Here is a 16,106-nt window from a genome sequence, read left to right as displayed (position 1 = left end):
GCTCACCGGCTACTTCGCCAGGTAGCTGGCGATGTCATCGATCTCCTGCTGTGACAGCTGCGGGAAGGGTGGCATCAGGCCGCCGCCCTTCCTGATCCTGTCCTTGACCTGGGCGGGCTGCAGCCGCTTGCCGACATCGGTGAGCGCCGGGAACGTCGGTGGTACACCGGTGCGTTCAGCACCGTGGCAGGCAGTGCAGTGCTGGGCGTAGAGTTTCGCACCCGCGGCCGGGTCGTCCTTGGCCCACGCTGCCGTCGCAACGTTCATGCCGCCCAGGGCCACGGCCACTGCCAGGATCATTTTCATGTGGGGCTCCTTGATGCGTCAGCGGTGGGCACGGGTGGGCGGGTTGGTAGTCAGGTGTTCACGCAGGTAGTCAGCGCCGGCCTGGATGACCTTGGCGGGGTCGCGTGGCTGGTCGTGCTCCACGATGTACCACTGCACGCCAGCGTTGGCGGCGGCTGGCAGGATCGCGTTCCAGTCCAGCACGCCCTGGCCGACCGCAGCGAATCCACCTTCGTCTTCGGCCTGGCCCTTGGGCGCATTGTCCTTGGCGTGTACCGCAAATACGTGGCCGCGGAACTTGCCAAGCATCACGACCGGGTCCAGGCCCGCGCGCGCGACCCAGGCCAGGTCCAGTTCGGTCTGCAGCTCGGGGCCGGCGGCGTCGAACAGCAGCTCCAGTCCGGTTCTGCCATTGAAGTCGACCAGCTCGAAGTCGTGGTTGTGGTAGGCCAGCTGCATCCCCCTGCCGCGCACCTGCCTGGCAATCCGGCCCAGCTCCCGTCCCAATGCGGTCCAGCCGGCGGCATCGCGCGGGCGGTCCTTCTGGTCCAGGTAGGGCACCACCAGCGTGCTGTTGCCAATCGAGCGGTTGAAGGCCACCACGGCATCCAGGTTGTCGCGCAGCTCGGCCAGCTGAACGTGCGAGGAAACCGCTTTGATCGAGTAACGGTCCAGCAATTGTTTCAGTTCCGCAGCGCTTGCATTCTGCGTACCGACGGTCTCCACCGCACGCACGCCCGCGTCGTGGACGATCTTCAGCTGCTGGTCGAGCGGCCCGGCATTGCGCAGCGTGTACATCTGCACGGCGATGGGCTTCTGCGCACCGGCTGTGTTTCCTGCGAAGGCGGGCAGGACTGCGAGCAGCAGCAGGACGAGGGTTGCAGTTCTACGGACAGGGATGTTCATCAACAGATCCTCCCGGGATTCAACCGATGGCGGTCCAGGTGCGTGACCTGGCCGATGCAATGACACGATCAACGATCCGCGCCGAGCGCAGGCCGTCTTCGAAGGTGGGCAGGCCCTGCGGCCGCTCGCCTTCAATGGCGCGATAGGTGTCGGCCACGAACGCTTCGAAGCACTGCCCGTAGCCCTGCGCGTGCCCCGCTGGCAGCGGCGACAACCGGCGTTGTTCGGCGCTGCCGGCGCCCGGGCCGCGCACGAAGATTTCCTCGCGCTGTTCGGGCAGGCCGATCCACAGCCGCTCGGCATCCTCCTGGTTGAACGCCACGCTGGCGTTGGCGCCGTCGATCTCGAACCAGAGCCGGTTGTGGCGTCCGGCCGAGACCTGGCTGACCGTCAATGACGCCAGCGTGCCCGCGCCGGTCCTGAACATTGCTGCGGCCACGTCCTCGCTCTCGACCGCTTGCTTTGCGCCGTCTGTCGCCGGCGTGCTGAAGCTCTGGGAGGTGGTTGCGCTGCGTTCGGCGATCACCGTGGCAAACGCCGCGTTCACTTCGGCGAAGCACTCGCCGCTGACCCATTCAACCAGGTCGCACCAATGCGACCCGATGTCAGCGAACACGCGCGATGTACCACCCAGTGCCGGGTCAACCCGCCAGTTGTTGCTGGCCGGGTCCAGCAGCCAGTCCTGCAGGTAGCTGCCATGGATCAGGTGCAGTGGCCCCAGATCGCCCTGCGTGATGCGTGCACGTGCCTCGCGGACCACCGGGTGGTAGCGGTAGACGAAGGGGACGGTGGCGACCAATCCGGTCGAGGCGGCCAGCGCCGCCAGCGCCTGCGCATCGTCCAGCGTCGTCGCCAACGGTTTCTCGCAGATCACGTGCTTGCCGGCTTCCAGTGCGGCCTGCGCCATCGTGCGGTGCAGATGATTGGGCGTGCAGATGTGCACGACCTGTACCTGGGGATCAGCGACGACGTCCTCGATATCGCGATAGGCGCGCGGGACATTCCACGCGTGCGCCACCTCGCGCGCGCGCTGCGGCGACGAGGCGGCCACGCCGCGCACCTCGGCGCCAGCCAGCAGTGCCGCGCGGCGATGCACCGCACCGATCATGCCGGTACCAATGATGGCGATTCCAAGCGGGGGCATCGGCTGGTCTCCTCAGGGGGGGGACGACGCGGCCGCAGCTACCGGGCGGTCGCGGAACAGCAGCAGGAAGGCGATCAACACCACCAGTGCGACGCCGGCCGGGAACAACCAGATCTGCTGCCAGTCCGGGCCCGCTGCAGTGGTGAAGTGCTCCACTACCGCGCCGGACAGGAAGGTGCCGATCAGCATGCCCACGCCATAGGTGGCCAGGGTGATGAAGCCCTGCGCGCTGCTGCGCGCGGCGGGGCCGGCGTGGGCATCGGTGTAGATCTGGCCGGTGACGAAGAAGAAGTCGTAGCAGATGCCATGCAGTACGATGCCGATCACAAGCAGGGAGAAGCCACTGCCCGCATCGCCGAAGGCGAACAGCGCGTAGCGCACGACCCAGGCCGCCATGCCGACCGCCAGCATGGTCTTCACCCCCAGCCGCACGAACAGGAACGGCATGGCCAGCATCAGCAGCACTTCGGAGACCTGGCCCAGCGACTGCAGTCCGGCGGCGCCGTGCACACCGAGGTCGTTGAGATACGGATTGGTGAAGTTGTAGTAGAACGACAGCGGGATGCAGATGGCGATGGAAGCCAGGAAGAACACCAGGTAGGCGCGCGACTTCAGCAACCGCAGTGAATCCAGCCCCAGGATCTGTCCCAGCCCGGCATCGCGCTGCTGCGCCAGCGGCGGCGTGTGCGGCAGGGTGAACGCATACAGGCCCAGCACCAGCGATGCCAATGCGGCCATGCGGAAGGTCAGTTCAAGCCGGTGCGCCTGTTCCCAGCCCAGCCAGCCGATCAGCACCCCGGCGATGATCCAGCCGATGCTGCCGGCCACGCGTACCAGCGGGAACTGCTTCTCCGGCGATTGCATGTGCCGCATGGCGACGCTGTTGGCCAGTGCCAGCGTCGGCATGAACAGCAGCATGTAGCCCATCACGCAGGCGGAGAACATGCTGAAGCTGGTGGCGGTGGACGCCAGCCACATCAGCACCGCGCCGGCCAGGTGCAGTATCGCCAGGATGCGCTGCGCCGCGAAGTAGCGGTCTGCGATCAGGCCGACCAGGAACGGCGCCACGATGGCGCCGATGGACTGGCTGAGGAACGCCGTTGCCACCTGGCTTGCGCTGGCCTGCAGCGGGCCCTGTACCAGGTAGGTGCCCAGGGTGACGAACCACGCCCCCCAGATGAAGAACTGCAGAAACATCATCGCGCCCAGGCGCGACATGGCGTGCGTCATGGCTTGCCCTCCCGGGGCGGTCTTGGCTCAGATTCCCAGCATGCGGCGCAGTGATCCAGCGTCCGTGGCGCTCCCGGCAAAGTCGTCGAAGGCGCGTTCGGTTACATGGATGATGTGATCGCGGATGAAGGCGGCACCCTCGCGCGCGCCGTCCTCCGGGTGTTTCAGGCAGCACTCCCACTCCAGCACCGCCCAGCCGGGGAAGTCGTACTGGGCGAACTTCGAGAAGATCGCCTTGAAGTCGATCTGGCCGTCACCGGGTGAGCGGAACCGGCCCGGACGATCGATCCAGTCCTGGTAGCCGCCATACACGCCGCTGCGCGCGCTGGGGCGATACTCCGCGTCCTTGACGTGGAAGATGCCGATGCGGGCGTGGTAGCGGTCGATGAAGCCGAGGTAGTCCATCTGCTGTAGCAGCAGGTGGCTGGGGTCGTACAGGATCTTCGCGCGGGGATGATGGTCGACCTCATCGAGGAAGCGCTCGAAGGTCGCACCGTCGTGCAGGTCCTCGCCGGGATGGAGTTCGAAGCACAGGTCCACGCCGCAGGCGTCGAACACATCCAGGATCGGGCGCCAGCGGCGGCCCAGTTCGGCGAAGGCTTCTTCCACCAGGCCCGGCGGGCGCTGCGGCCACGGATAGAAGTAGGGCCAGGCCAGCGCACCGGAAAAGGTGGCGTGCGCGGTCAGCCCCAGGCGCTGGCTGGCCTGCGCGGCGAGCCGCAGCTGCTCCACGGCCCAGGCTTGGCGCGCGGGCGGGTTGCCGCGCACATCGGCGGGTGCGAATCCGTCGAACAGGCTGTCGTAGGCGGGATGGACCGCGACCAGCTGCCCCTGCAGGTGGGTCGACAGTTCGGTGATCTGCAGGCCGTGCCCGGACAGCATGCCGGCAACATCGTCGCAGTACGCCTGGCTGCGTGCCGCCGCGGCCAGATCGAACAGGTGGGGCGCGGAGGTGGGAACTTGTACGCCAGAATAGCCCAGACCCGCGGCCCATCCGGCCAGCGTGTCCAGCCGATCAAAAGGAGCTGTGTCGCCGATGAACTGCGCCAGGAACAGCGCTGGACCCTTGACCGTCTTCAACGTGATTCGCCCGCGATGCAATCGATTGCATTATCCTAGCAGGGGCGCACGCAGGACCTGTTGTGCACTGCACAGCGGACAGGAGAACTAACGCCATGGCCACCATCTACGACATCGCCAGGCACGTCGGCGTCTCCGCAGGCACGGTGTCACGGGCGCTTTCCCGGCCGGACAAGGTGCTGCCGGCCACCCGTGCGCGCATCGAGCAGGCCGCCGCCGCATTGGGCTATGTGCCCAACACGGTGGCCCGCACGCTCAAGACCCAGCGCAGCGGCAAGATCCTGGTCACCGTCCCGGACATCGCCAATCCGTTCTTCGCACAGATCCTGCAGGGTGCGGAGGAGGCCGCGCAGGCGGTCGGTTACGCGGTTCTGCTGGGCGATACCCAGCATCAACCCGATCGTGAGGAGCGCTACGCGCAGATGCTCCGGCGCAACGAGGCAGACGGCATGATCGTGCTGGGCCATCGCCTGCCACCGACCGCGCGCGAGATCGTCGAGCAGCGCGGCGCAGCTGCGCCGGTGGTCAATGGATGCGAGTTCGACCCCGCACTGGGCATCCCCAGCGTCCATATCGACAACGCGGCCGCCGCACGCGCGGTGATGGAGCACCTGTACGGCCTGGGGCACGAACGGATCGCCGTGGTCGGCGGGCCACCTGACAACCCCCTGCACCAGCAGCGGCTGGAAGGGGTCCGGGCCGCCGGCAAGGCGCGGGGTCGCCTGCGCCAGCTGAGCATCGTGCCCGGGGACTTTTCCGTTGAGTCCGGGCATGCGGCGGTGATGGCGCTGCTGGATGACACGCCCGTGCCGACCGCGGTGTTCTGCTTCAGCGACCAGATGGCACTGGGGGCACTGGCGGCCTGTCGCGACCGGGGCATCCGCGTTCCGGAAGCGCTCTCCATCGTCGGCTTCGACGACCTGGCCTCGTCGCGTTACCTCACCCCGCCGCTGACGACCATCCAGCAGCCGATGCGTGAAATCGGCGAGCGCGCGGTCAACCTGCTGCTCGCCATCATTGAACAGGTCGATGTACCGCTTCAGCAGACGCTGGAGTTCAGCTTCATGCTGCGCGGTTCGACAGCGGCGCCTGGGCGGTAGCGGAGGCGAGGCAGGGCAGCCGGAGCGGGGCGGCCGGCTCGCGCGTCGTCCCGCGACCTTGATCCCGAATTGACGCAAAGCTGTCAGACTCATCGCAGGCGGCCCGGCAAGGGCCGTAGCAGCGGGTGCGATCGCGCAGAGGGGGGGGGCAATGCCATTCTTTACCGATTCGGCGGAAGGCGCGGTCGAAGGCATTGGCGCGGCACGTCGCATCGGCTGGATGCGTTTCGTCGGCAATGGGCTGGGGGCGATCCCCATCGCTTCGATCATCCTCGAGCGCCACGATGGGCCGCTGGCATGGGCCCTGCTGCTGCTCAACGCGCTGGCGTGGCCTGCGCTGGCATTGAAGCTGACCCAGCGCTCCGGCCAGCCCGCGCTCGTCCAGTTCCGCTGCATGGTGGCCGACTCCTTGTTCGGCGGTGGCTGGATCGCCTTCATGGCATTGAGCGCGGTGCCCAGTGCACTGTTCGCCGCACTGCTGGTGGCCGACAAGATCGCTGCCGGTGGCGTTCGCCTGGCGATGCGCGCCACGCTGGCCCTGCTGGTGGGCTTTGCGCTCACCTGGTGGGCGCTCGGCTTCCCTTACCAGCCGGTCACCTCGCAGCGCACGATCATGCTGAGTGTCCCGTTCCTGTTCGTGTATGGCATCGGCCTGAGCATTCTCAGCTGGCAGCTGGCGCGCCGGGTCAAATCGCAGAACCGCCAGCTGCAGCGTCTCAGCCGGATGGACCCGCTGGTCGAGCTGGCCAACCGCGGCTTCCTGATCCTGCGTGCGCAGCAGGCGCTGGACCGGGCACAGGGCCAGGGCGGCTTTGCCTGCCTGCTGATGCTCGATGTGGACGACTTCAAGCGCATCAATGACTCGCACGGCCACCGCGCCGGTGACGAGGTGCTGCGGCAAATCGCGGCGACATTGCGCACCGTTGCCCGCCCAGGTGATACGCCCGCGCGGCTGGGGGGCGATGAGTTCGTCGTGCTGCTGCGCGACTGCGCGCCCGTCGATGCGATGCACGTGGCCGAGCGGGTGCGCCTGCACCTGCTCGAGGCTGCGCGGCAGGCCACGCCGGGGGTGGAATTCAGTGTCAGTATCGGCATTGCGGCCACGCCGCGTGGCGGCAGTGTCGAGGACTGGTTGGCACTGGCCGACCGCGCGCTGTACCACGCCAAGCGCCAGGGCAAGAACACCGCCAGCTACGGCGAGTGAGCGCGCGTGGGGACGGCACGGCTGCCGCCGAACGCGGATGAAATGCCCATTCATCCTGCACGCGGAATCAGCACGCCAATCCTCTACCATGGGCCACCCCGCCCGGACGCGCTCCCATGCAAGACGCTCTCGTTGCCCAGCCCAAGCCCCCCATCCCAAGGATCGCGGCATGGCTGATGATGCTGCTGGGCATGTGGCTGGCGCTGAAACTGGGCCTGGTGGTCACCCTGCTGTCCGGCCTGCTGGTGTTCCAGCTGACCCACCTGCTGGCCTCCACCGTGGAAGGCAGGCTGCCGCCGGGACGCGCACGGGCGATCGCAGTGATCGTGCTGTCGGCGATCATCATCAGCGCGCTGGTGCTGGCCGGGATCGGCGTGGCCTCGTTCTTCCGCAACGAGACCGGTGGCCCGGACGCTTTGCTGGCGCGCCTGATGGAGATCCTCAACACCTCGCGGCACCAGGTGCCGGCGCTGCTGCAACCCTACATTCCCGAAGACATGCCAGCGCTGCGCGCGGCGCTGAACGACTGGGCCGCCGAGCATCAGCGCCAGCTGGGCGTGGCCGGTACCTCGGTGGTCCAGGTGGGTGTGCGCGTACTGATCGGCATGGTGCTGGGTGCGATGATCGCACTGTATGACGAACTGCCGCTGCCGAAGCTGGGTCCGCTGGCGCAGGAGCTGGTCGGGCGCACCAGCCGCCTGGCCACCGCGTTCCGTCAGGTGGTGTTCGCGCAGGTGAAGATCTCGCTGCTCAACACCGTGTTCACCGCGATCTTCCTGCTGGGCGTGCTGCCGTTGTTCGGCGTGCACCTGCCGCTGTCCAAGACCCTGGTGCTGATCACCTTCCTGGCCGGCCTGCTGCCGGTGGTGGGCAACATCATCTCCAACACGATCATCACCATCGTCGCACTGTCGGTCTCGTTCTACGTGGCGGTGGCGGCGCTGCTGTACCTGATCGTGATCCACAAGCTGGAGTACTTCCTCAACGCGCGCATTGTGGGTGGCGAAATCCAGGCGCGGGCCTGGGAGCTGCTGCTGGCCATGCTGGTGATGGAGGCGGCCTTCGGCCTGCCGGGCCTGGTCGCCGCGCCGGTGTTCTATGCCTACGTGAAGCGCGAACTGGTCGACCAGCGCTGGATCTGACGCGGCGGGGCATGACGTATTTGTCCCGATTCGAGCGTCCGCGCGGCCTTGTCGGTGCGTTCGCGGCGCGCACGGTGTACCCACGGCCACGGTTGGCCCGTTAGCGGCTTGGCGCCTGTGCAGGCGGCCGCTACAGTGTTCCGCACGACAGGGGAAATGTGCATGGCCCGCAAGGCGTCGCCCATCGGATTGCGGACCTGGGTCTGGATCCTGGCCGGGCTGTTCGTAGTCTGTACGCTGCCGCTGATGGCCATCGCACTGGTGCAGGGCACGCTGCGCTTCACCGCCGCCGAGGACAACCTGGTCAGCCTGCGCCGGCTGCAGCAGACCTTCGATCTGGCCAACCGGGTGTCGGCCGAGCGCGGCCCCGCCAACAGCCTGCTGGGAGCCAATACGGCCGATGCGGCCGAACAGGCCCGGCTGGCCGCGCAGCTGGCGGTTGCGCGCAAGCGGGTCGACACCGCCCTGCTGCAACTGGACACCGTGTTCAAGGCCGATCCCGGCGTGGTCGGCGAACATGGGCTGTTGGCCGACGTGCAACGTCGCCTGCAGTCGGGGCGGGCCGCAGTGGACCAGGTGGCGGCACAGCCGCACGACGCGCGCCGGGTGGAAGACGTGGAGCGCGCGATCAGCAGCATGTTCGCCGTGGTCGATCGCCTGCACGTGTTGACCTCGACGCAGATCGGCGTGCTGGTCAGTGCCGACCGCGAAGCGGCGATCCCGGCAATGCAGGGCCAGGTGCTGATCGACCTGCGCGAGCATGGCGGCCGCCTGGCCTCGAACGTGATGGCGCCAGTGGCGGTACCGGGGGCCTGGCGTGACGAACAGGTGCGGGCGGCATTGCAGACCGAAGGCCGCCTGCTGGAGCTGTGGCGGCTGGCAGGCAGCCATGAAGCCGTGTTCCGCAGCGATCCGACGCTGTCCTGGCATTGGGACATGGCACGCCGCCAGTTCTTCGGCGAATCGCTGCCGATGATCGAACAGCTGATCGAAGATGGCCGGCGGGGCGTACCGCCGCCGTGGACCGCCGCCGAGTTCACCACGCGCTACGTACCGACCCTGCGGTCGCTGGAAGCGCTGCGTGATGGTTACCTGAGCGTGTCCATCGCCCGTTTCGAGCGCACCCGCAACCGCGAAGCGACGCGCCTGGTGGTGCTGGTGGCGACGGTGCTGGGCACGCTGGTGGTGCTGGGCGTGGCGCTGCTCATCGCCCATCTGCAGATCCTGCGGCCGCTGCTGCAGGCGCAGAAGCAGGTCATCCAGATCGCCTCGGAAGCGCCCGGCCCGGAGCAGCATGTGACCCACCCGCTGGCCGAGATGCAGCGCCTGTTCGATGCCATCGAAGTGCTGCGCGAGAAGTCGCGCGAGCGCTCGGCGTTGACCAGCGAGCTGCGCCAGCTGGCCGGCACCGATGAGCTGACCGGGCTGTTGAACCGGCGCGCGCTGGACGAGTTGGTGCAGCAGCGTCATGCCGACGGCGGCAACAGTGCGGTGGTGATCCTGCTGGACGTGGACCGCTTCAAGGCGATCAACGACGGCCACGGGCATGATGCCGGTGACGAGGTGCTGGTGCAGGTGGCACAGCTGCTGCAGCGCCACCTGCGCCGCAGCGACCGCATTGCCCGCTACGGTGGCGAGGAATTCCTGGTGCTGCTGGCCGACGGCGACCTGGCCGGTGGCCGCCAGTTGGCTGAATCGCTGCGCGTTGCGCTGCAGCGGCTGGACATCGCCCTGGTCGGTGGCAAGGTGCTGCGGGTCACTGCAAGCTTCGGCGTAGCCGAGGGGGGCACCGATGCGCTGGGCTGGCGCACCCTGCTGCGTGCCGCCGACGCGGCCATGTACCAGGCCAAGGCGCAGGGCCGCGACCGCGTGCGGGTGTCCGGCGGCGGCCGCAACGCACGTTGAGGACACGCATCAGCCGATCCGCGCATGCACGCGGCGCAGCGTGCGCGCGATCATCCGTCGCGCGATGGGACGCGGCACCGAGAACCCGCGCCAGCGCAGCGCACCCACCCGGAAGGTGGCGCTGGCGGTGGCCAGTACCTTGCCGGCCGGGTCAGTCAGCCAGCCACGGGTGAAGGCGATGCTGCCCTTGCTGTGCTCGACTTCGCCCCAGCCGATGATCCGCCCCGGCCGCGCCGGGTTGACGAAACTGGTCTTGGATTCCACCGTGACCGCGATGCGGTTGGCTGGCAGGGTGGCGTAGATCGCCGGTCCCATGCAGTCGTCCAGCATCGCTGACAGGAATCCGCCCTGCACGTTGCCCATTGGGTTGGTGAGCACCGTCCCGGCGTCGAACTCGACCTGGATGCGACGCAGTGCATCGTCATAGCCGACGAAGCGCCAGCCGAGCAGGGTGCCGGCCTGGGAACGTGGAAGATCACCGTTGACCACGCTGTAGAAGATCGATTCGGGATTCATCGTGGAGCCTCGTGGGGGGAGGGGAGAGAAAGGGAACTCACCGCGGTAGCGACAACAGGGCCAGTACGAATCCAATGACGGACAGCAGCACCACTGCGGCGCCAGCGGGCACCGGTGTACGTGCACCGGTGCGTCTTCGCACACCCGAAGCGACCAGGACCGGCGGCAGCGTGGCGACCAGGCAGAACAGTTGGAACGCCAGCAGCTGCGGCAGTGCGAAGTGACCCCCGAAGAAGATCAGGCAGGCCAGCATCACGCCGGCACCGGCCAGTGCGATCCACCCGGCGCCGACTACGCGGATGAGTGCCATCAGCAGCATCTGCATGCGCGGTTCGATCTCCGCCCACGACATGCCCACGGCCTGCGCGTGGTAGGGCATGAAGTCGGAACGTTTCAGATAGGCCGCAGCAAACACCGAGACAATGAAGAACGCCAACAGGTAGCAGCCGAACGCGAGCCAGGCGAACAGATCCATGTGGAGGCCATGCGGTTGCGAAGGAGTCGCCGCGCGCATGCCGGCTGCCATGCCGGTCGTGCCACGGGGTTGCGCGATTCTCCGGCAGCCCCCTGTTAGCCGGCTGTGGTGCTTCGCAGGGGCGTTCCTCCATCTGCTTTTAACGTGGGTATGGTGGTGTGGAGTGCGTCACGCACGGACCATGCGCCGTATCTCGTTTCCCGTGAAGAGGCCGCAAGTGCTCATCCACTTTCCGGTCACCGCTCTGCGCAGACGCTGGGCGTCCCTCCGATCAAGGACCGCGCCGTGACCCAGCTCACCCTCCCAGAACTTGCCAAGAAAATGGCCGGCATCGATTTCACGATGCTGCAGACCCACGCCGGTGGAGAAATTGCCGGTCGCCCCATGAGCAACAACGGTGACGTGGACTATGACGGTGACAGCTGGTTCTTCACCATGGAAGACACCGACATGGTGCGCGAGATCGAGGCTGACCCTGCCGTCGCACTGGGTTTCTCCGGCAGCAAGTCGCTGCTGGGCAAGCCGCCGCTGTTCGTGCACGTGCAGGGAAGGGCAGCGCTGGTGCGCGATCGGGCCACGATGCGCGAGCACTGGGTGAAGGACCTGGAGCGGTGGTTCGAACAGGGAGTGGATACACCAGGACTGGTACTGATCCATGTGCGCGCCAGCCGCATCCACTACTGGGATGGCGAAGACGAGGGCGAAATCACAGCCTGATCCCGGTGCGGGGAGGCCGGCGGCAACGCGGCCGTTGCACGCCACGCCCGGGCTTTGCCATCCTCCCCGCTGCGTTCCGTACCGTGGAGTTCCAATGCGCCCTGCCTCCTGGCTGATCCTGGCCCTGCTGCCTGCCCTGGCGGCGGCGCAGCCTGCGCGTGCACCCAAGGCCAGCGCACAGGCGCAGGACCCTTTCAGTGAGTTGTTCGATACCGCTTGCATGCAGCACATCGGCGCGCCAGCGCGGTTGCAGTCGTTGATGGAATCCAACGGGCTGTCACCGCTGCAGCCTGCCGAGGCGGCAACGTTGCTGCAGGGGCAGTCGGGCGTGGCCTGGATGGTGCCGCTGGCCAGCGGCCGCTATGCAGTCAGCTGGGCTGACGATGGCACGTGCACGGTCTACGCCGAAAAGGCCGACGCGGCGGTCGTGCAGAAGGGCTTTGCCCGGTTGGTGCAGGCGGCGCCGACGCCGTTGCAGGCGCGCTCGCTGCCAGGCCGTGGGCCGTTGTCGGCGGACCAGGTGGCGATCCAGTACGGCTGGGCCACGCCCGGGCAGGCCAAGCTGCAGGTGCGTTTCCGGCTGGTCACGCGGCAGGCCGCCGAGGCCGGCGTGCAGGCGATGGCCTCGGTGACGCCGGGCGAAGCGATGCTGGAGCAGGCTGCACCCAGTCGGTAACGCTGGCCCCGCGCCGCGCAGGCTGCCCATGCCCGCGATTCAGCCTTTCACGCTGGTTGTGATATATCGTTTATCGATAAATACACCCCGGGGCGGCGAGGCCGCCCCAATGCCGGAGGCCGCTTGACCGCTCGTCCCGCCCGCGCCAGATCCGCGCGAGGCTTGTTCACCCTGGCCCAGGCCGCCGTCCAGGCCGTCCGGGCGATGTGCTGGCTGGGCATCCTGGCCTCACTGCTGGCCGTGCCCCTGGTCGCGCACGACCGTCGCTGGCTGCTCGACAGCGTCCACGATGCCGCTGCCGCTGCTGCGCACGGCAACGCCCTGTTCCTGCACTTCTGCCTGGGGCTGGCTGTGATCGTCGCGCTGCTGGTGCTGTGCCTGCTGTTCCTGCGCCATCTGCTGCGGCTGCTGAAATCGGCGGCGCGCGAAAGGCCGTTCACCCACGCCAATGCGCAGCGCCTGCAACGCATGGCGTGGCTGATGCTGGCGATGGAGCTGCTGTCGATCCTGATCGGCGCCTACGCGGCCTGGATGGGCCCGGACTTCAGCTGGATGGAGGTGGGCGGCGGCATGTCGATCACCGGGCTGGTGGCGGTGCTGATGCTGTTCGTGCTGGCACGCGTCTTCGCCGTGGGCGCGGCGATGCGCGATGACCTCGACGGTGTCATCTGATGGCAATCGTCATCACCCTGGACCGCGTGCTGCAGGAACGGGGCATGACCCTGTCCGAGCTGGCCGGTCGCATCGACATCACCCTGGCGAACCTGTCGATCCTGAAGACCGGCAAGGCGCGCGCCATCCGCTTTTCCACGCTGGATGCGATCTGCCGGGAGCTGCAATGCACGCCTGGCGACCTGCTCGGGTACGACCCGGCGCGGGCGCAGGACGCAGACTGAGTGTTTCTTCTTCTCCCTTACCCACTGACGAAACGGACCTGAAATGGAATGGTTGGCTGACCCCTCGATTTGGATGGGCCTTGCAACCCTGGTCGTGCTTGAGATCGTGCTCGGCATCGACAACCTGGTGTTCATCGCGATCCTTGCCGACAAGCTTCCGCCCCACCAGCGCGACCGCGCGCGGGTGATCGGCCTGGCACTGGCCCTGCTGATGCGGCTGGTGCTGCTGGCGGCGCTGGCCTGGATCATGAAACTGACCGCGCCGCTGCTTACGCTGTTCGAGCACAGCTTCTCCGGGCGTGACCTGATCCTGCTGGGCGGTGGCCTGTTCCTGCTGTTCAAGGGCACCATGGAGCTGCACGAACGGCTGGAAGGCCGCGCGCACCACGAAGACGGCAAGAAGGTCTACGCCAGCTTCGCAATAGTGGTGGCGCAGATCGTGGTGCTCGATGCGGTGTTCTCGCTGGACTCGGTGATCACCGCGGTCGGCATGGTCGACAACCTGGGCGTGATGTATGCCGCCGTCACCATCGCGATGGCGCTGATGCTGCTGGCGAGCAAGCCGTTGACCCGCTTCGTCAACAAGCATCCCACCGTGGTGGTGCTGTGCCTGGGCTTCCTGCTGATGATCGGTTTCAGCCTGGTGGCCGAGGGCCTGGGCTACAAGATCCCGAAGGGCTACCTGTACGCCGCGATCGCCTTCTCGATCCTGGTCGAGGCGTTCAACCAGTGGGTGCGTTTCAATCGTGAGCGCAACGAGCGCCGCCAGCCGTTCCGCCAGCGCACCGCTGATGCGGTGCTGCGCATGCTCGGGGCGCGCCCGGCCAACGGCCATTCCGATGACGGCGTGGACGAGCCGGTAGATGCCGAAGAGCGCCTGCAGCCGGCCGAGCACGAGATGATCCGTAGCGTGCTCGGCCTGGCTGACCGTCCGGTGTCGAGCGTAATGACCGTGCGCGCCGATGTGCAGTGGATCGACCTGGCGCGGGGCCAGGAGGATGTGGTGGCCCGCCTGGTGGCATCGCCACACACCCGGCTGCTGGTGGGCGATGGTGACCTGGACAGCCTGCGTGGCGTGGTGCAGAGCCGCGACCTGCTGGCTGACCTGCTGCAGGGCAGGCCGCTGCAGCTGGAAGGCAACCTGCGCGAGCCGCAGTACGTGCTGTCCAGCGCCAGTGCGCTGCAGGCGCTGGAACTGATCCGCCAGCATCCGGTACCGCTGGCGGTGGCGGTGGATGAGTACGGCAGCGTGGAAGGCCTGGTGACCGCCAACGATCTGCTGGCGGCGATTGCCGGCGATCTGGTCGATACCCAGGACGAGCGCTATGGCGTGGTCGCGCAGGGCGAGGACCAGTGGGAGGCCGACGGTGCGCTGACCCTGGACGACCTGCAGCGGCTGACCGGCGTATCGCTGCCACGCAGTGCCGACTACATGACCATCTCCGGGCTGGTGCTGGAGCAGCTGGGCCGGCTGCCGGACACCGGCGATGCGGTGGAGGTGGCGGGTGTGCGCATCACCGTGCTGGCGATGGAGAAGCGCCGCATTGCCCGCCTGCGGGTGGAACACCTCGACCAGCCGTTGTAGAGCCGAGCCCATGCTGGGCTTCGGGGATGCAGCCGAGTATGGCTCGGCTCTACACAGCATGGCCCGCAGCCGTCACCATGGCGGGCCCGCTTTCTGTCATGGATGGTTGCAGTGCTGAGTACGATCGGTTTGTTGATGGGCCTGTATGTGGCCTGGCGCCTGTTCTGGCCGCTGCGCATGCCCATCGGGTTGAAGGTCGTGCTGTCGCTGCTGATGGTGGCTGTGGCCGTGCAGCTGCGCATCGTGGCGACCTTTTGGGGCACGATGGCGTCGCCGGAAATTCCGAAACTGGCCATCGCCACGCTGGCCACCGGCTCCACGGCGGTACTGCTGCTGGCATTGGTGATGCTGGTACTGGACGCCGGCCTGCTGGTTTCGCGCCTGCTGCGTTGGCCGCGCATGGTATCGGCCCTGCGTGCACCGCAGCTGCGGCCGGCGGCCGGCGTGCTGGCCCTGCTGGTCAGTGGCTATGGTGTCAGCCAGGGCATGGCAGTGCCCCAGCCGCGGCAGATCGAGGTGAGCATTGCCGGGCTGCCAGCGGCGTTCGACGGCTATCGCGTGCTGCAGCTGACCGACATCCATGCCAGCCGCCTGCTTACAGGTGACTGGGTGCGCAGGGTGGTAGACCAGGGCAACGCGCTGAAGCCGGACCTGATCGTGATCACCGGTGATCTGATCGACGGCAGTGTCGAGGCCCGTCGCGACGACGCGCGTCCTCTGGCCGATCTGCGGGCGCCGGACGGTGTCGTTGCCATTACCGGCAACCACGAGTATTACGCGCAGTACCAGGCATGGATGCAGGCGTTCCGCGCGCTGCACATGCAGGTGCTGGAGAACAGTCATTTGCAGGTACGACGCGGCGATGCGGCGCTCACCATCGCCGGTGTCACCGACCCGGTGGCGGCACGCTACGGCCTGCCGCTGCCGGATCTCCAGGCTGCACTGGAGGGTGCCGATCCGTCCGCGCCGGTGATCCTGCTCGATCATCGCCCGCGCAATGCACGCGAGGCGGCGGCGCGTGGGGTGAAGCTGCAGCTGTCCGGGCACACTCACGGTGGGCAGATCATCGGCATGGACCAGCTGGTGAAGCGCGCCAATGGCGGTTTTGTCTCCGGCCGCTATGACGTGGATGGGATGACGCTGTACGTGGGCAACGGTGCGGGCCTCTGGGCCGGTTTCCCGGCGCGCATCGGCGTGCCGTCGGAGATCACCCTGGTGACATTGCGCCGCGCGCCGTGACCTGAA

17 protein-coding genes are annotated in these 16,106 nt (G+C 67.5%); 10 read left to right on the top strand and 7 right to left on the bottom strand.

Annotation, left to right across the window (positions count from 1 at the left end; all coding sequences use genetic code 11):
- Nucleotides 1-9: 9 nt before the first annotated feature.
- Genes AC5P7S_RS06520 through AC5P7S_RS06500 form a run of 5 tightly spaced genes read right to left on the bottom strand, consistent with a single transcriptional unit; the run spans nt 10 to nt 4,645 of the window.
- Complete coding sequence (locus AC5P7S_RS06520) at nt 10-306, bottom strand: c-type cytochrome (protein ID WP_005415640.1); 297 nt, start codon at nt 304-306, stop codon at nt 10-12.
- A gap of 18 nt (nt 307-324) precedes the next feature.
- Entirely contained in the window at nt 325-1,191 is an 867-nt protein-coding gene (locus tag AC5P7S_RS06515; RefSeq protein ID WP_095376966.1) for a sugar phosphate isomerase/epimerase family protein, read from the bottom strand.
- 19 nt (nt 1,192-1,210) lie between these two features.
- Nucleotides 1,211-2,335, bottom strand: a complete 1,125-nt coding sequence (locus AC5P7S_RS06510; RefSeq protein WP_095376965.1) for a Gfo/Idh/MocA family protein — start codon at nt 2,333-2,335, stop codon at nt 1,211-1,213.
- Between the two features lie 12 nt (nt 2,336-2,347).
- Entirely contained in the window at nt 2,348-3,565 is a 1,218-nt protein-coding gene (locus tag AC5P7S_RS06505; protein WP_095376964.1) for a nucleoside permease, read from the bottom strand.
- A gap of 27 nt (nt 3,566-3,592) precedes the next feature.
- Nucleotides 3,593-4,645, bottom strand: coding sequence for a sugar phosphate isomerase/epimerase family protein (locus tag AC5P7S_RS06500; protein ID WP_095376963.1), 1,053 nt, complete (start codon nt 4,643-4,645; stop codon nt 3,593-3,595).
- A gap of 95 nt (nt 4,646-4,740) precedes the next feature.
- On the opposite strand from AC5P7S_RS06500, the gene AC5P7S_RS06495 reads away from it, so the two are divergent.
- The 4 genes from AC5P7S_RS06495 (at nt 4,741) to AC5P7S_RS06480 (ending at nt 9,996) form a co-directional block, all read left to right on the top strand.
- The gene (locus tag AC5P7S_RS06495) at nt 4,741-5,745 is read left to right on the top strand and encodes a LacI family DNA-binding transcriptional regulator (protein WP_095376962.1); all 1,005 of its coding nucleotides are present in this window, start codon (nt 4,741-4,743) and stop codon (nt 5,743-5,745) included.
- Nucleotides 5,746-5,896: 151 nt separating this feature from the next.
- Nucleotides 5,897-6,949: a sensor domain-containing diguanylate cyclase gene (locus AC5P7S_RS06490; RefSeq protein ID WP_095376961.1), complete on the top strand. Its 1,053-nt coding sequence runs from the start codon at nt 5,897-5,899 to the stop codon at nt 6,947-6,949.
- Between the two features lie 116 nt (nt 6,950-7,065).
- The gene (locus AC5P7S_RS06485; RefSeq protein WP_095376960.1) at nt 7,066-8,091 is read left to right on the top strand and encodes an AI-2E family transporter; all 1,026 of its coding nucleotides are present in this window, start codon (nt 7,066-7,068) and stop codon (nt 8,089-8,091) included.
- Nucleotides 8,092-8,253: 162 nt separating this feature from the next.
- Nucleotides 8,254-9,996 carry a GGDEF domain-containing protein gene (locus AC5P7S_RS06480; protein ID WP_095377071.1) on the top strand — a complete coding sequence of 581 codons (1,743 nt, stop codon included), beginning with the start codon at nt 8,254-8,256 and terminating at the stop codon, nt 9,994-9,996.
- Between the two features lie 9 nt (nt 9,997-10,005).
- Here the strand turns inward: AC5P7S_RS06480 and AC5P7S_RS06475 are convergent, their stop codons facing one another.
- Both AC5P7S_RS06475 and AC5P7S_RS06470 read right to left on the bottom strand, forming a co-directional pair.
- The gene (locus AC5P7S_RS06475; protein WP_005415649.1) at nt 10,006-10,512 is read right to left on the bottom strand and encodes a PaaI family thioesterase; all 507 of its coding nucleotides are present in this window, start codon (nt 10,510-10,512) and stop codon (nt 10,006-10,008) included.
- A gap of 37 nt (nt 10,513-10,549) precedes the next feature.
- Nucleotides 10,550-10,987, bottom strand: coding sequence for a hypothetical protein (locus AC5P7S_RS06470; RefSeq protein ID WP_095376959.1), 438 nt, complete (start codon nt 10,985-10,987; stop codon nt 10,550-10,552).
- A 285-nt stretch (nt 10,988-11,272) separates the two neighbouring features.
- Here AC5P7S_RS06470 and AC5P7S_RS06465 point away from each other — a divergent pair, with 285 nt between their 5' ends.
- The 6 genes from AC5P7S_RS06465 to AC5P7S_RS06440 all read left to right on the top strand — a co-directional run bounded on the left by AC5P7S_RS06465 (nt 11,273) and on the right by AC5P7S_RS06440 (nt 16,100).
- Nucleotides 11,273-11,704: a pyridoxamine 5'-phosphate oxidase family protein gene (locus tag AC5P7S_RS06465; RefSeq protein WP_053497616.1), complete on the top strand. Its 432-nt coding sequence runs from the start codon at nt 11,273-11,275 to the stop codon at nt 11,702-11,704.
- A 94-nt stretch (nt 11,705-11,798) separates the two neighbouring features.
- Nucleotides 11,799-12,380 (top strand): NMCC_0638 family (lipo)protein, encoded by a 582-nt coding sequence (locus AC5P7S_RS06460; protein ID WP_005415652.1) that lies wholly within the window; start codon nt 11,799-11,801, stop codon nt 12,378-12,380.
- Between the two features lie 204 nt (nt 12,381-12,584).
- The gene (locus AC5P7S_RS06455; RefSeq protein ID WP_095377070.1) at nt 12,585-13,052 is read left to right on the top strand and encodes a DUF2975 domain-containing protein; all 468 of its coding nucleotides are present in this window, start codon (nt 12,585-12,587) and stop codon (nt 13,050-13,052) included.
- A complete protein-coding gene (locus AC5P7S_RS06450; protein ID WP_053497620.1) occupies nt 13,052-13,276 on the top strand; it encodes a helix-turn-helix domain-containing protein in 225 nt (74 codons plus the stop codon). Before AC5P7S_RS06455 ends, AC5P7S_RS06450 begins: the two co-directional genes overlap by 1 nt.
- A gap of 43 nt (nt 13,277-13,319) precedes the next feature.
- A complete protein-coding gene (locus AC5P7S_RS06445; RefSeq protein ID WP_095376958.1) occupies nt 13,320-14,861 on the top strand; it encodes a TerC family protein in 1,542 nt (513 codons plus the stop codon).
- A 102-nt stretch (nt 14,862-14,963) separates the two neighbouring features.
- The gene (locus tag AC5P7S_RS06440) at nt 14,964-16,100 is read left to right on the top strand and encodes a metallophosphoesterase (RefSeq protein WP_065178141.1); all 1,137 of its coding nucleotides are present in this window, start codon (nt 14,964-14,966) and stop codon (nt 16,098-16,100) included.
- Nucleotides 16,101-16,106: the final 6 nt, after the last annotated feature.

The organism is Stenotrophomonas sp. YJH_SMC_32 (assembly GCF_059369975.1).
This window is presented reverse-complemented; position numbering and strand designations above follow the sequence as displayed.

Excerpts from the sequence above, each read along its gene's own strand:
- AC5P7S_RS06520 (WP_005415640.1), bottom strand. The coding sequence starts at position 306 with ATGAAAATGATCCTGGCAGTGGCCGTGGCCCTGGGCGGCATGAACGTT.
- AC5P7S_RS06515 (WP_095376966.1), bottom strand. The coding sequence starts at position 1,191 with ATGAACATCCCTGTCCGTAGAACTGCAACCCTCGTCCTGCTGCTGCTC.
- AC5P7S_RS06510 (WP_095376965.1), bottom strand. The coding sequence starts at position 2,335 with ATGCCCCCGCTTGGAATCGCCATCATTGGTACCGGCATGATCGGTGCG.
- AC5P7S_RS06505 (WP_095376964.1), bottom strand. The coding sequence starts at position 3,565 with ATGACGCACGCCATGTCGCGCCTGGGCGCGATGATGTTTCTGCAGTTC.
- AC5P7S_RS06495 (WP_095376962.1), top strand. The coding sequence starts at position 4,741 with ATGGCCACCATCTACGACATCGCCAGGCACGTCGGCGTCTCCGCAGGC.
- AC5P7S_RS06490 (WP_095376961.1), top strand. The coding sequence starts at position 5,897 with ATGCCATTCTTTACCGATTCGGCGGAAGGCGCGGTCGAAGGCATTGGC.
- AC5P7S_RS06485 (WP_095376960.1), top strand. The coding sequence starts at position 7,066 with ATGCAAGACGCTCTCGTTGCCCAGCCCAAGCCCCCCATCCCAAGGATC.
- AC5P7S_RS06480 (WP_095377071.1), top strand. The coding sequence starts at position 8,254 with ATGGCCCGCAAGGCGTCGCCCATCGGATTGCGGACCTGGGTCTGGATC.
- AC5P7S_RS06475 (WP_005415649.1), bottom strand. The coding sequence starts at position 10,512 with ATGAATCCCGAATCGATCTTCTACAGCGTGGTCAACGGTGATCTTCCA.
- AC5P7S_RS06470 (WP_095376959.1), bottom strand. The coding sequence starts at position 10,987 with ATGGATCTGTTCGCCTGGCTCGCGTTCGGCTGCTACCTGTTGGCGTTC.
- AC5P7S_RS06460 (WP_005415652.1), top strand. The coding sequence starts at position 11,799 with ATGCGCCCTGCCTCCTGGCTGATCCTGGCCCTGCTGCCTGCCCTGGCG.
- AC5P7S_RS06455 (WP_095377070.1), top strand. The coding sequence starts at position 12,585 with ATGTGCTGGCTGGGCATCCTGGCCTCACTGCTGGCCGTGCCCCTGGTC.
- AC5P7S_RS06450 (WP_053497620.1), top strand. The coding sequence starts at position 13,052 with ATGGCAATCGTCATCACCCTGGACCGCGTGCTGCAGGAACGGGGCATG.
- AC5P7S_RS06445 (WP_095376958.1), top strand. The coding sequence starts at position 13,320 with ATGGAATGGTTGGCTGACCCCTCGATTTGGATGGGCCTTGCAACCCTG.
- AC5P7S_RS06440 (WP_065178141.1), top strand. The coding sequence starts at position 14,964 with ATGGTTGCAGTGCTGAGTACGATCGGTTTGTTGATGGGCCTGTATGTG.